The organism is Sphaerochaeta sp. PS, assembly GCF_032144095.1.
GTDB lineage: Bacteria > Spirochaetota > Spirochaetia > Sphaerochaetales > Sphaerochaetaceae > Sphaerochaeta.
Window position 1 is genome coordinate 85,156 of the sequence record NZ_JAVSNJ010000007.1, and the last position, 13,449, is coordinate 98,604.

The following is a 13,449-nucleotide window of genomic DNA, read 5'->3' on the forward strand; positions in this document are numbered from 1 at the left end:
CCCATGGCAAAGAGTGTTGCGCAGATCAACGAGAAGATCAAACAAGGGAAGGTTGTGGTCGTCACCGCCGAAGAGTTCACCCTGATGGCACAGCACACCAGCATAGAGGTCCTCGCCGATGAGGTTGACGTAGTCACCACGGCAACCTTCGGCCCGATGTGCTCCTCCTCGGCAGTCATCAACTTCGGCCACTGGTCCCCAGGCATCAGGATGGAGGAGATAACGCTCAACGGGGTCTCCGCCTATGAGGGGCTTGCCGCGGTGGATACGATCATTGGGGCAACAGCAGAATCGAAGTTTGATCCAACCTACGGAGGGGCAAATGTGATCGAGGATCTCATTGCAGGAAAGGATGTGCGTCTCGTTGCCCGGGGAAAGGGCACCGACTGCTACCCTACCAAGGAGATAGACACCTGGATCAACAAGGATACTATCAATGAATTCTATCTGTTCAACCCCCGTAACTCCTACCAGAACTATGCGGCTGCCACCAACAGCACCAACAAGATCAGGAACACCTACATGGGGATCCTGCTTCCCCGATGTAGCAACATAACCTACTCCACCAGCGGAGAACTCAGCCCCCTGCTCAACGACCCCTATCTCAGGACCATAGGGCTGGGGACAAGGATTTTCCTCGGCGGGACCGAAGGGTATGTGGTTTGGAACGGGACCCAGTACAATACCACCCGGGAGAGGAACGAGCACGGCATCCCCTTGGGTGGTGGTGCTACCCTTGCCGTCATTGGCGATGCCAAGAAGATGTCCACCGATTACATCCGCTCGGCCTACTATGAGAAGTACGGCATATCCATGTTTGTGGGAATCGGCATTCCCATCCCGGTTCTGGATGTCGAGATGGCAAGGCATCTGGCCATCAGCAACAGGCAGATCGACACCATGATCCTTGACTATGGCATCGAAGGCCACCCCAGTGTCGGCAGGACCACCTATGCAGAACTGCAGAGCGGCAAGGTTACCCTCCCTGACGGCAAGGAGGTGAAGAGTGCCCCCCTCTCCTCCCTGAGCATGGCAAGGGAGATAGCAAAGCTTTTGCAAGAGTGGATAGAGGAAGGCTCCTTTTTCCTTACCGAAGCGGTCCACATGTTTCCCCAGGACAGCTTTGTGAAAACCATGGTGAGCCGAGAGGAGGGTACCCGATGAAAAAACGCTATGCACTACGCTTCTCCCCAACCCTTGTTGAGCAACCCTTGGTAAGCAAGCTGGTCAGGACCTACGACGTGGACATCAACATCCTCAACGCCGATGTCGCTTCAGGTAGGGGTGGCAAGCTCATCGTCGAGCTTTCGGGAACACAAGAGGCCCTCTCCGGCAGTGTAGCCTGGCTTTTGGACAGCGGTATCCTCGTGTCGGAGATGTTCAAGGAGCTGACGTTCCAAGAGGAGGGTTGCATCAACTGTGGTGCGTGTACCGCAGTCTGCTCCTCAAGGGCACTGAGCATGGATCCCCAGTGGAAGCTGGTCTACGATCCAGCCCTCTGTGTGGTCTGTTCGCTCTGTGTGCAGGCATGCCCCATGCAGCTCTTCGAAGTCTCCAATGAGAGAGAGGCCTAGGCTATGTTCCAGAGCCGTACCTACCGAAAAGAGATGGGGGGCTCCCGTTTTACCTCCTTTGTCCTTGCGGTGGGAGAGAGCGACCTATGGATCGGCTATACCCCAGCTCTGGTGGCGATCGACCAAGTCCGCTCTGAGGCTGCACACATCCTCAGAAGATTGCGCAATGAGATCCTCACCTTCCCTGACCCAACATTTCTGACCTCCCTTGTCCCCCTTGCAGAGGGTAACCTCCCTTGTTCGCCGTTTCTCTCTGGGATGCTCCAGGCCGCCAGGCTCTCCCACACCGGACCAATGGCCAGTGTGGCAGGGGCCATTGCCCAAGAGGTCGGAAGGCATCTGAAGGAGAGGTTCTGCTTGGATGAGGTTGTTGTGGAAAATGGAGGGGACCTCTATATTGATATCCTGAAAGAGTTGTCTGTAACGCTGTATGCAGGGGACAATAGCCTTTCGGGTAAGGTTTCAATAGTAGTGGACCCTTTTCATAGCCCTATCGGGGTTTGCACCTCCTCTGCAAAAATTGGGCACTCCACAAGCTTCGGCAAGGCCGATGCTGTAATGGTTGCCTGCAAGGATGCTGCCCTGGCCGATGGGTATGCAACCTCCTACTGCAACAAGGTAGAGACCGAGGACGATGTCCAGGCCATATGCAACGAAATGAATGCACAGGGGCAAATCCTATCAGCCCTTGTGTTGCTCGATACAAAGCTGGCACTCTGTGGCCAGTTGGAGGTTCGCACCCAAGCATGAACAGACAAGCATATTTGCACAAGATAGTCGGTGAACGAATTGCACTCCTTGACGGGGCGATGGGGACGATGATCCAAAAAGAAAGCCTGGAAGCCGATGACTTCACCTTTGAAGGAAAGGTTGCCCTGGGGTGCAATGAGGTGCTCAACCTCACCCGAGGGGATGTCATCTTCGGCATCCATACTGCCTACCTCGAGGCAGGGTCTGACATCATCGAGACCAACACCTTCTGTGCCAACGCCTTCAACCTTGAGGAGTATGGGCTCAGCGATGAAGTTGCAACCATCAACCAGGCTGCGTGCGAGATAGCCCGTGAGGCGGCAGCTGACTTTGAGGCCAGCCATGAGGGCTATGCCTTTATAGCCGGTGTGCTTGGGCCGACCAACCGGGGCCTCTCCTTTTCCTCCAATGTCGATGACCCTGCCTTTAGGCAGAGTGATTTCGCCTCGTTCAAGGCGATGTATGCCCATCAGGCCGAAGTGCTTCTTGAAGGAAGCGTCGACCTGTTGCTGATCGAGACGGTCTTCGACACCCTCGTAGCAAAAAGTGCGATCATGGGATGCCTTGAGGCGATGGAAAAGATGGACCGCCGTGTTCCTTTGATGGTCAGTGCAACCTTCAGCGACCAGAGCGGGCGTACCCTGAGTGGACAGACTCTGGAAGCCTTTGTCATCGCCCTCTCCTCCTTCCCCTTGTTTTCCCTGGGACTGAACTGCTCCACAGGACCTGAGGAGATGCTGCCCCTCATCAGGAAACTCTCCTCCCTTGCTCCGTTCTACATCAGCGCCCACCCCAATGCAGGTTTTCCAGACAAGGAGGGTTTCTACACCCTGTCTCCCCAGCAGATGGCAGATGAGTTGGAGGGTGTCCTCGCTTCAGGATGCCTGAATATCGTAGGGGGGTGCTGCGGGACCGAGCCGGACCATATCCGCGCCCTTTCCAAGGCAATCCAAGGCAAACCAACCCATATACGGGTTGAAAGGCAACATACCCTGAGCCTCAGCGGTCTGGAAGGGGTGACGGCCAAGCCAGGGCAGCTTCTCGTCATTGGCGAGCGGACCAATGTGGCAGGGTCGCGGAAGTTTGCCCGCCTTATCCAAGGCAAGAAATGGGAGGAGGCACTCTCGGTTGCCCGGAAGCAGATCGAGGAAGGTGCCCAGGTCATCGACCTCTGCATGGATGCCTCGATGCTCGAAGCCAAGGAGAGCATGGTCACCTTCCTCAGGCATATCGGAAGCGATCCTTCCGTAAGCAGGGTTCCTGTCATGGTCGACTCCTCCGACTGGTCTGTCATTGAGGCAGCCCTCCAGGAGATCCAGGGCAGGTGCATCGTAAACTCCATCAGCCTGAAAGAGGGCCCGGAGAAGTTTTTGTCCCATGCAAAGCTTATCGCCTCCTATGGCTGTGCCATGGTTGTGATGCTCTTTGATGAGGAGGGACAGGCCGATGGCTATGAGAAGAAGATTGCCATTGCACAACGTAGCTACAACCTGCTCATCCAGGCAGGCATAGAGCCTGAGGCCATCATCTTCGATCCCAATGTGCTCACCATTGCCACAGGAATCGATGAGCATGACACCTATGCACGCGATTTCCTGAAGGCTGTTTCCTGGATCAAGGGGAACCTTCCCCACTGCCACACCAGTGGAGGGGTCAGCAACCTCTCCTTCTCGTTCCGGGGAAACGACCCCCTGCGCAACGCCATGCATGCAATCTTCCTCGACCTGTCCGATCTGGACATGGCCATAGTCAACCCAGCTGTCAGCAGGGATGTCACTGCCATCGAAGCGAATGCAAGGACCATCATTACCCAGGCCCTCCTTGCCGAGGGGGATGACCTTCCTTCCTTGCGCAAGGACCTCATCGACCTTGCATTGCAAAGTGATCTTGGTAGTGTCGACAGCAATGCCGAGAGTTCGATACAGGAGGCCGAAGCGTGGAAGGCTCTCTCCCCCAGAGAGAGGCTGGTCCAAGCCGTACTCAAAGGGGAGATAGGGTATCTTGCAGAGGACCTGGCCCTCCTTTCGGAGGAAAATCCCCTGACCCTGGTGGAAGGCCCCCTGATGGATGGCATGAAACAGGTCGGGCTTCTCTTTGGGGAAGGCAAGTTGTTCCTTCCCCAGGTTGTCCGAAGTGCCCGTACCATGAAGATGGCTGTCGATATCCTCCAGCCACGAATTACTGCATATATCGAGAACTCAAAGCTAGATCTAGGCGATCAGGCAAAGAAGGTTGCAGTCATTGCTACGGTAAAGGGTGATGTGCACGACATTGGCAAGAACATCGTCAGCCTGATCCTTACCTGCAACAATTTCGAGGTGATCGACCTTGGGGTGATGGTTCCCAAGGAAGTGATACTCTCCTCTGCCCTGGAACACAAAGCCGACCTGGTTGGGTTGAGTGGGCTCATCACCCCCTCCCTGAAGGAGATGGCCTCTGTCATCTCCCTCTTCCAGGAGCGGGGGTGTACCATCCCCATCTTTGTGGGTGGGGCAACCACCAGCGAACTGCACACCGCAGTTAAGCTCTCCCCCCTGTATGGAGGGTCTGTAATCCAGACCCGTGATGCCTCCGCGATGGCTTTGACCGCCAGCCAGGCAGTTGGGCAGGAAAAGGAACAGTTTTTCAGAAGACATGCAGAACAGACCCTCTATCTGGTCCAGAAGGAGCGGGCAGAAAAGAGTCCCCAACCACCCTTTTCCTATGCATCGATTCTGGAAAAGCAGGAGCAGAAGAGCCAGGGTTCCAAGGCAGAGGAGTATGGCATCTTTGTTGTTGATGGCTTCAGGCTCGACTACTTGGTGGAGAAGATAAACTGGAAGATGTACTGTGCGGCTTGGAAAGTCCCCTTTGCAAGTGACGAGGGAAAGCGCCTTGTCTCTGAGGCAAAGGCCCTTCTTGATGACAAGGAGCTCGCTGCCCTGTTCGAAGAAGGGTGCCGTATTGTCTGTGGCCTCTTTCCCGCACAGAGCGATCGTCTGGAGGTGAAGGTGGGGGATAGCTCCTTCTTCTTCCTTCGCAATGAGCAGAGCGGGTTCTGCCTTGCCGATGCCATAGCCAAGGAGGATACCGTCGGGCTATTGGTAGCCAGTTCCTCATTGCAACTGCAAGAGAGGCTGCTTACGCTCAAGCAGGAAGGCGAGACCTACAGCCACCTGGCCATCCAGCTGCTCTCCGACAGGCTTGCCGAGGTATTGGCCGATGAGGCAGAGGCTTTCCTCAGGCAACGGTGGGGCTGCCCTTGCCCTACCTTCATCCGTCCGGCGCCTGGGTACTCCTCCTGGAGCGACCACAGCGAGAAGCGTACCCTGTTTGACCTTTTGCAGGCCGAACAGCGGATCGGTGTCCGTCTTACCGAGAGTTTCGCCATGGACCCTGCTTCAACGGTCTGTTCGATGCTCATCGGTGGCGAGGACCTCCGCTATTTTGCCGTAGGCAAGATAGCGGACGAGCAGCTTGACCTGTACGCCCAAAGAAAGGGTGTGGCAAAGGATATGCTTGTCACACTGCTCTCCGGTATGGAATACTGAGTCTATGAAAGTCATAGATATCCTCAAAGAGGCCAAGAAGCCACTGTTTACCTTTGAACTGGTCCCTCCCCTGAAGGGTGGGAATGCACAGACTCTCCTTGAGACGGTACGGTCGTTGAGCATCTATGAGCCAGCCTACATCAATGTCACCAACCACCAGGCAGAGGTTGTCTATGTAGAACGTCCGGATGGCTTGCTTGAACGTCGTACGGTTCGCAAACGGCCTGGTACCATCGCCCTCTCTGCCTTGATCCAGCACACCTTCGGCATTCCTGTGGTTGCCCACCTCATCTGCGGTGGCATGAGAAGCGAGGAGATCGAGGATGCCCTGCTGGAGCTCAACTTTTTGGGAGTCAACAATGTCCTTGCCCTGCGCGGTGATCCACCGGTCGGGCAAAAGCGGTTTGTACCCATCAGCGGGGGGTATGAGTATTCCAGCGAGATGGTCAGCCAGATCGCTAGACTGAACCAGGGCCGCTATCTTGATGAAAGCCTCGTCGGTGGGGAGAAGACCAACTTCTGTATCGGGGTTGCCGGCTATCCCGAAAAGCATGCGGAGGCGGCAAACCGCCTCTCTGACATTGAGCACCTGAAGCAGAAGGTCGCCTGTGGGGCTGAGTACATCGTGACGCAGATGTTCTTTGACAATGCCGTCTACTACCGGTTTGTCGAAGAGTGCCGCGCAAGTGGTATCCATGTGCCCATCATTCCAGGCATCAAGCCGATCGGCAGCAAGCGTGACCTCGCGACCATCCCACAAACCTTCCATATCGACTTTCCCGCTGAGCTGGTTGAGCTCCTTGACAGGGCCAACAAGCTGTCCGAAGTAAAGGAGGTGGGTGTCTACTGGTGCAAGAAACAGGCGAAGGACCTCATCGAGTATGGGGTTCCCGGTGTTCATTTCTATACCTTGGGCAAGGCAGAGGCTGTCTCCCAAGTGGTCAATGCTGTATATTGAGAAACAAAGAAGGAGTGTGCTATGGCAGAAAAGATTTCGGTTACCAAGAAAGGGAGTGCGTTTTTTTTGAGGCTGGTGATTTCCTTGCTCTATATCAGCATCGGGTTGCAGGGGCTTATTACCAAAGGAGGAGGCTCGGGGATACGCTCGCTGTACAATGTGTTCGACTCTGATGTCCTTCTCTACCTCGTGGCCATTGTTGTGCTTTTGAGCGGTATTGTGTTGCTCGTACCCTTGTTTACCAAGAAGCTCCCCCCAGTTTTTGTCAAGGCTGGAATGATTGCTGTGTTGGTGATCTGGGTTGCGGTCATCTTCTTTTCGGACATCGCCCCAGGCTTCAGGGGGTTTGACGCAAAAGAGTGGATCTCCTGGATTGAGAGTGTGATGTACCACCTCATCGTGCTGATAGCTACCTATGAGGTGAGCAGGAAAGCTCTAGCGTGACCTGCTGACACCATGTTTCGGACAGCTTTGCTGTTGGGGGCATTTGCTGCACCAAGGGCTTACCGAGGTGCAGATCAGCTGCCCGTAGATGACCAATAGCTCATTCAGCGGTATCCAGAAGCGCCTGGGCATGACACCCTGGAGGGCTATCTCTGTCCGTTCAGGTGTCTTTGTCTCGACCCATCCCATCCTGTTTGCAATCTTGTGTACATGACAGTCAACACAGATAGCCTCTATGCCGAAACCCAGGTTGAGGGTAAGGTTTGCTGTCTTTATACCCACCCCTGGAAGCTTCATCAAGGCCTCACTTGTGGAGGGGACCTCCCCCCCATAGGAGGCAAGCAGCTCCCTGCTTATGCTCTGTAGGGTCTTTGCCTTTGTCTTGTAGAACCCTGCAGGGTAGATTGCCCTCTCTATCTCATCGGTTGAAAGCCCAAGCATGGCTTCTGGGGTATCTGCCAGTGCGAAGAGGCGCCTGCTTGAGGATAGGGTGACATCATCCTTTGTCCGCAAGGAGAGGATGGTTGCTATGAGCACCCTGAAGGGATCCTGCTTTTCCTCTGCGATCAAGGAGAGTGAGGGAAGGGTCCTCCCCTCATGCTCGATGGCTTTTCTGAATGAGGAAAAAATCTCTTCCCAATATGTTTCGTCCATGGGTATTTGCATACCACAGCCGGGGAGAAAAGACAAGGATTACTTGACCTTTTGGAGGATACCCTCTAGCGTATTTGCATGATAATCGTACTGAAGAAAAACATCGCGGAAGCACAACGCGAACATATCAGGCTCTTTCTTGTCACCAAGGGTTATACCGTAAAGGAGATCGTTGGAGAGGAAGAGACAGTGTTTGGCGCAGTTGGCCAAAGTTCACTCGATCACCGTGAAGTGGAGCTGCTTGAAGGGGTTGCAAAAGTCATCCCCATCAGCAAGCCATACAAGCTAGCCTCACGCGAGCTGAAGAAAGAGGACACCATCGTTACGGTGGGCAAGGTGAAGATCGGGGGAAACCGGGTCGCCATCATAGCCGGTCCCTGTGCCATCGAGAGCCGCCAGCAGATCATGGAGATCGCCCAGGCGGTACATGATGCAGGAGCTGTCATGCTCCGCGGTGGTGCCTTCAAGCCCAGGACCTCTCCCTATGCATTCCAAGGCCTGGGAGAAGAGGGGCTGAAGTACCTTCGGGAAGCTGGAGATGCCTACGGCATGCCTGTCACCTCCGAAATTGTCAATCCCAGTGATGTTGCCATGATGGCAACCTACATAGACATGTTTCAGATCGGTGCGAGAAACATGCAGAACTTCGAGCTGTTGAAGGCTGTGGGAAAGACCGGGATGCCTGTCCTTCTCAAGAGGGGGCTGTGTGCCACCATCGAGGAGTGGCTGATGGCTGCCGAGTACCTGATGGCCAGCGGTACCGACCAGGTTGTCCTGTGCGAACGGGGCATCAGAACCTACGAGCGGGCCACCCGCAACACCCTTGACTGCAGCGCCATTCCCATCGTCCAGAAGATGACCCACCTGCCGGTTATCGGAGACCCCAGCCATGCTACGGGAATCCGGGACATGGTCAGTCCGATGAGCCTTGCCCTGGTGGCAAGTGGGGCCTCGGGCCTTATCGTCGAGGTCCACAACCACCCAGAAATGGCCTTCAGTGATGGTCCCCAATCCCTGTTCCCTTCCCAGTTCGAGAAACTCATGCGGGACCTGCATGCCCTCGCTCCGGTAGTGGGCAAATCGATGGAGAGGATCTCCCGGAACCTTCCTCTCTCCAGCGCACAGAAAACCAAGAAAGAGAAAGCGACCTCCCTGACCGTGGCCTTCCAGGGTGAAAGGGGTGCCTTCAGCGAACTGGCCATCAGGCGGATGTTTGATGAGGATGTGGCTGTCCTTCCCTGCAAGCAGTTCGGCGACGTCTTTGAGGCTATCATGGAGGGCAGTGCGACCTACGGCATGGTCCCGTTGGAAAATACCCTTGGTGGTACCATCTTCGATACCATGGACCTGTTGGACCGCTACCCCGATATCCAGGTGGTGGGGGAGCAACAGATCAGGATCGTCCACAACCTGATAGTCCTGCCGGGAACAAAGCTTGAGGAGATCGAGAAGGTCTACTCCCACCCGCAGGGACTTGCCCAGTGCATGGACTTCCTCAGAGGTGAGCTTTCCCATGCGGAGGCCGTCCCTTTCTTTGATACAGCCGGCTCCGTTACCTTCGTCAAGCAGTCCAAGGACCATACGAAGGCTGCCATTGCAGGATCTCCTGCCGCCGTGGTACATGGGATGGAAATCTTGCGTGAAGGGATCGAAAGCAATCCCCGCAACTACACCCGCTTCTATGTCATCTGCAAGGAAGATATAGCCGAAGCATTCCGCTCGAATGCAGTGATAAACCGTGCTTCTCTCAGATTTACCGTGCAGGACCGCCCAGGCTCCCTCTTTGAGGCCCTGCTCATACTGACCAAGCACGGGCTCAATATGAAGAAACTGGAATCCCGCCCCATACCGGGGAAACCCTGGGAGTACTCCTTCTTTGTGGAGACCGAACTTGGTGAGCAAGGTTCCTTTGAGAAGGCTCTTGAGGAGTTGCGGGATTGCTGCACCTCAGTTCGGGTCCTGGGAACCTATACGGCAGGAATCTGAGATGGGAGAAGTGAACGGCTTTACTCCAGCAAGGTTGGTCATGGGTGTGCTCTCGACCGATGAAGGTGCCCACCCTGAGCTCTTCTCCCTTTTGGAGGAGGGCTTCGGCCCGATCCTTGAGATGAGTGAAGCTGTCCCATTCTCCTTCACCGACTACTACGACCGGGAGATGGGAGCCTCACCCTCCCGGTTCTTCCTGGTGTTTGAGAGGTTGCTCGATCCTTCCTTGCTTGCCCAGGCAAAACTATTTACCAATACAGTTGAAGAGAGGTTCAAGAAAGAGGGGGGTAGGACGATCAACCTGGACCCAGGCCTGCTTACTGCTGCCAACCTCGTCCTTGCCACCACCAAGAACCGTGCCCATCGTATTGCGCTTGAGCAGGGCATCTATGCCGAGGTCACCCTCATCTACCAGAAGGGGAGGTTCAATGCCCTTCCCTGGACCTATGCAGACTACAAGAGCGAGGCCTTCTGCCAGTTGTTCAAACGATACCGGTCAGAGTACCTCAATAGCTTATAACCTACACAACCTGATAAAAAATACCCTCTATCCCTTACTTTATACATCCGTTGAGGTAAAGCACGCTCTTTTTGTTCTTCTCTTGTGTGAAGAGAAATACCTTTCAGCTATCGTTGTTGCAACAGCTTCTACTCCTTTTTTTTCTGTGTGTTCTGCTCATGACAAGCTGTAGTGCAGAGACCCTTTCCCAACGGAAGGTCACTGTCCTGCTGCCCCCACGCCATCGGTGGGAGACGATGCAGAACCAGAATTTCTGGAATACGTTGGTGTGGAATGAAGGGGGAAAGCTCAGGCAACGACATCTTCCTGCAGGGCAGAAGCGTGCAACAGTTCTGGTGAACAGAGCGGAGACGGTGGTCTTCTGTGCCTATCCGTTGGGTGTCTTTGCTCCCCTGGGGGGAGCCGTTCTCCCTACAGGAACCTCTGCTGTCCTGCTTACAGAGAGGGAGGGAATGCTGTGTCACTATCTGCAGGAGAGCCTGAAACTCAATGCCGAGGCGTTGGAGAGGGTCAACTATCCACAGCTCCTCCAAGAGGCCCGTTCCAAAACGGACGACATGACCCTCATAGATCATGGCCGGCTTCAGAAGGATCTGGTAAATGGGGAACTCTCTGCATCCTCCATCCAGGTCCGTCCGCCCTTGCAGGTTGAGGTTACTACGGCGCCCCAAGGGTATTGGGTCGGGGAGAGGGAACTTGACGGCTCCTTTTGGCTCTATTGGGAGCACGAAGGAGCGGCTCTCACCCTTGGTGATGGGCTCCATTGTTTCTGGAATCGTGAGGACTCTCTCCTGTTGAGGATCTTTGTCGACCTGGAGGGAGAGGCTAGCTTTATCTCCTTGCAGAATGGGCCTCTATGGTAGTTATTCATCTTCCCTTTTGTTGCGTTAAAATGTAAAGTTCCCCTATGGAATCATTGCGTGAACTATATAGAATTGGGTATGGCCCCTCAAGCAGCCATACCATGGGACCTCGTTTTGCCACCCAGCATTTCCTTGCGCTTTGCCCCTCGGCAGATCGCTATGAAGCATGTCTGTACGGCAGCCTTGCCGCAACGGGAAAAGGGCACCTGACAGACAAGGCGATACGTACTCTTTGTGAGGAGTACGGCAAGCAGGTCGAGATCACGTGGTATCCGGATGAGGAGAAACCCTTTCATCCAAATGCCCTGACCTTCTTCGGCTATGACAGCGAAGGGAACATCCTCGCCCAGCAGACCTACTATAGTGTCGGCGGTGGTCGTGTGGTCATCGAAGGGGAGATTGAGGACGACAAGAAGAACATATACCCCAAAGAGTATGGTACCATGGCCAAGATCCTCGAATACTGTTCGACCGAAGGGCTGCAGCTCTGGGAGTTTGTCCTCCAGTTTGAGGGCAATGGGATCCTGGACTATATTGCCGAGGTGTGGGATGTGATGAGCCAGGCCGTCGAGGCCGGTATCAATGCTGAGGGGGTGCTTCCCGGTGGCCTGAAGCTTGCACGCAAGGCAAGCCAGTACAACTCCAAGGCTGGTGAGTTTACCGGCCCCCTGGGAAATACCGCCATCGCCATCAGCTATGCCCTGGCTGTCTCTGAGGAGAATGCTGGGGGCGGCAAGATCGTGACAGCTCCCACCTGCGGAAGCTGCGGTGTCCTTCCAGGGGTCCTCTACTATCTGGCAAAGCACTATAAGGTCTCGAAGGTGAAGATCCTTCGTGCCCTGCTTACAGCCGGCCTTATCGGAAACCTGGTGAAGACCAATGGTTCCATCAGCGGAGCTGAGGTTGGATGCCAGGGGGAAGTCGGGGTAGCCTGTGCCATGGCCAGCGGGGCGGCAGCCCAGCTGCTTGGTGGGACCATCCACCAGATCGAATACGCTGCCGAGATGGGCCTTGAGCACCATCTTGGCCTTACCTGTGACCCGATGCGGGGCCTGGTACAGATTCCTTGCATTGAACGCAATGCCCTGGGTGCGATGCGATCGATCGACCATTGCACCTTTGCCTTGCTTGGTGACGGTAGGCATAAGGTCTCTTTTGATAGCGTTGTGGAGGTGATGATGGAGACTGGTCAAGCCCTGCCATCCCTCTATCGCGAGACTTCAAAAGGTGGGCTTGCCAAGGTGCTGAGCTAAGGAATTTTCATGCCCTGGAACACTTACCCCAGCCTAGGTTTTCATGGTAGTATATATGGCTTAAGGAAATCTGTGAGAATGGAGAAATTGTTTTGTACAACATGTTCCTCCCTGCCAAGAAAGAAACTCCTATGGGTAGTATTCTTTTTGGCCTCTCTGTGCTCTTTTCAGCCACTATCTTCAGCGATAATCCTTGAGTCGTCACGTCCGGAGGTGACCCTCCTCGTCACTGACAGGGCCCTTGAGCGGAGCAACACTCCCACCACCTCCTTAAAGATCCCCCTCTGTACGCTAGCCATATCTGCCAAGCACCAGGGTGAGGGAAGGTTGTTGATTTCCCATACCTCGCTTTCCAACGGGGTGGAGATTGTTCCCTACGAACTGTTCTGTGATACCCTTGGGAAAGACCTTCCCGATTCCCTTTCCTATGTCTGCCGCAGCGACATGTACCTGACGATCCCGCTGACCAAGATCTGTGCACAACTGAACAAGAGCCTGGGAAAGGAGAGGGATTCCTACAGCAGTTACGTCTCCTTCAACCTAGTCCTGGAAAAGTAATGAGTAGCAGAGGGCTTTGGTTCATGGTGGACTGAAGAGGGTCCCAAGGCCGGTCTTTTTCGCGGAATGGTTTCGTACAAGTCATAACTTCGCCGCAACTTATCCCACCCACACCTACGTCATATGGGCTGTGGGTGATCGCTACATGTCTCTTGTCACAACCCCACATCGTACATAGGTCCCTTATTCGCCAAAAATGCGTTTGGAGTCTATTCCGTTAGCTTTTTCCCTGTAATAAGTACTCTGTTACCCAACTTATACAAAAACATACAACATTGCCTAACATGTTATATGTTAAAGGTTATGCACATCTCCCTCTCACATGTGACATCATATATATTTCTATAATATAACGAATT

Annotated in this window: 12 protein-coding genes; 11 read left to right on the top strand and 1 reads right to left on the bottom strand. The window is 54.5% G+C overall.

All coding sequences use genetic code 11. The annotated features are described in order from the left end of the window. Nucleotides 1-3: 3 nt before the first annotated feature. The 6 genes from ROJ03_RS08135 to ROJ03_RS08160 are packed head-to-tail and all read left to right on the top strand — an operon-like array spanning nt 4 to nt 7,256. The gene (locus tag ROJ03_RS08135) at nt 4-1,164 is read left to right on the top strand and encodes a homocysteine biosynthesis protein (protein ID WP_313726521.1); all 1,161 of its coding nucleotides are present in this window, start codon (nt 4-6) and stop codon (nt 1,162-1,164) included. Beyond that, on the top strand, nt 1,161-1,574 hold the full coding sequence (locus tag ROJ03_RS08140; protein WP_313726522.1) for an NIL domain-containing protein: 414 nt from the start codon (nt 1,161-1,163) through the stop codon (nt 1,572-1,574). The genes ROJ03_RS08135 and ROJ03_RS08140 overlap by 4 nt, the downstream gene beginning before the upstream one ends. Before the next feature lie 3 nt (nt 1,575-1,577). After that, the gene (locus ROJ03_RS08145; protein WP_313726523.1) at nt 1,578-2,324 is read left to right on the top strand and encodes a UPF0280 family protein; all 747 of its coding nucleotides are present in this window, start codon (nt 1,578-1,580) and stop codon (nt 2,322-2,324) included. Then, a complete protein-coding gene (metH, locus tag ROJ03_RS08150; RefSeq protein ID WP_313726524.1) occupies nt 2,321-5,854 on the top strand; it encodes a methionine synthase in 3,534 nt (1,177 codons plus the stop codon). The genes ROJ03_RS08145 and metH overlap by 4 nt, the downstream gene beginning before the upstream one ends. Before the next feature lie 4 nt (nt 5,855-5,858). After that, complete coding sequence (locus ROJ03_RS08155; RefSeq protein ID WP_313726525.1) at nt 5,859-6,812, top strand: methylenetetrahydrofolate reductase; 954 nt, start codon at nt 5,859-5,861, stop codon at nt 6,810-6,812. Between the two features lie 21 nt (nt 6,813-6,833). Continuing rightward, nucleotides 6,834-7,256 carry a hypothetical protein gene (locus ROJ03_RS08160; protein ID WP_313726526.1) on the top strand — a complete coding sequence of 141 codons (423 nt, stop codon included), beginning with the start codon at nt 6,834-6,836 and terminating at the stop codon, nt 7,254-7,256. Here ROJ03_RS08160 and nth read toward each other — a convergent pair. Next, nucleotides 7,248-7,910, bottom strand: coding sequence for an endonuclease III (nth, locus tag ROJ03_RS08165; protein ID WP_313726527.1), 663 nt, complete (start codon nt 7,908-7,910; stop codon nt 7,248-7,250). The genes ROJ03_RS08160 and nth overlap by 9 nt on opposite strands. A 78-nt stretch (nt 7,911-7,988) precedes the next feature. On the opposite strand from nth, the gene aroF reads away from it, so the two are divergent. The 5 genes from aroF to ROJ03_RS08190 all read left to right on the top strand — a co-directional run bounded on the left by aroF (nt 7,989) and on the right by ROJ03_RS08190 (nt 13,090). Further along, complete coding sequence (gene aroF / locus ROJ03_RS08170; RefSeq protein ID WP_313726528.1) at nt 7,989-9,896, top strand: 3-deoxy-7-phosphoheptulonate synthase; 1,908 nt, start codon at nt 7,989-7,991, stop codon at nt 9,894-9,896. 1 nt (nt 9,897) lies between these two features. Further along, a complete protein-coding gene (locus tag ROJ03_RS08175; RefSeq protein ID WP_313726529.1) occupies nt 9,898-10,416 on the top strand; it encodes a DUF4416 family protein in 519 nt (172 codons plus the stop codon). A gap of 158 nt (nt 10,417-10,574) precedes the next feature. Further along, the gene (locus ROJ03_RS08180) at nt 10,575-11,279 is read left to right on the top strand and encodes a hypothetical protein (protein ID WP_313726530.1); all 705 of its coding nucleotides are present in this window, start codon (nt 10,575-10,577) and stop codon (nt 11,277-11,279) included. 44 nt (nt 11,280-11,323) lie between these two features. After that, nucleotides 11,324-12,532: an L-serine ammonia-lyase gene (locus tag ROJ03_RS08185; RefSeq protein ID WP_313726531.1), complete on the top strand. Its 1,209-nt coding sequence runs from the start codon at nt 11,324-11,326 to the stop codon at nt 12,530-12,532. A 213-nt stretch (nt 12,533-12,745) separates the two neighbouring features. Then, the gene (locus ROJ03_RS08190) at nt 12,746-13,090 is read left to right on the top strand and encodes a hypothetical protein (protein WP_313726532.1); all 345 of its coding nucleotides are present in this window, start codon (nt 12,746-12,748) and stop codon (nt 13,088-13,090) included. Nucleotides 13,091-13,449 lie beyond the last annotated feature (359 nt).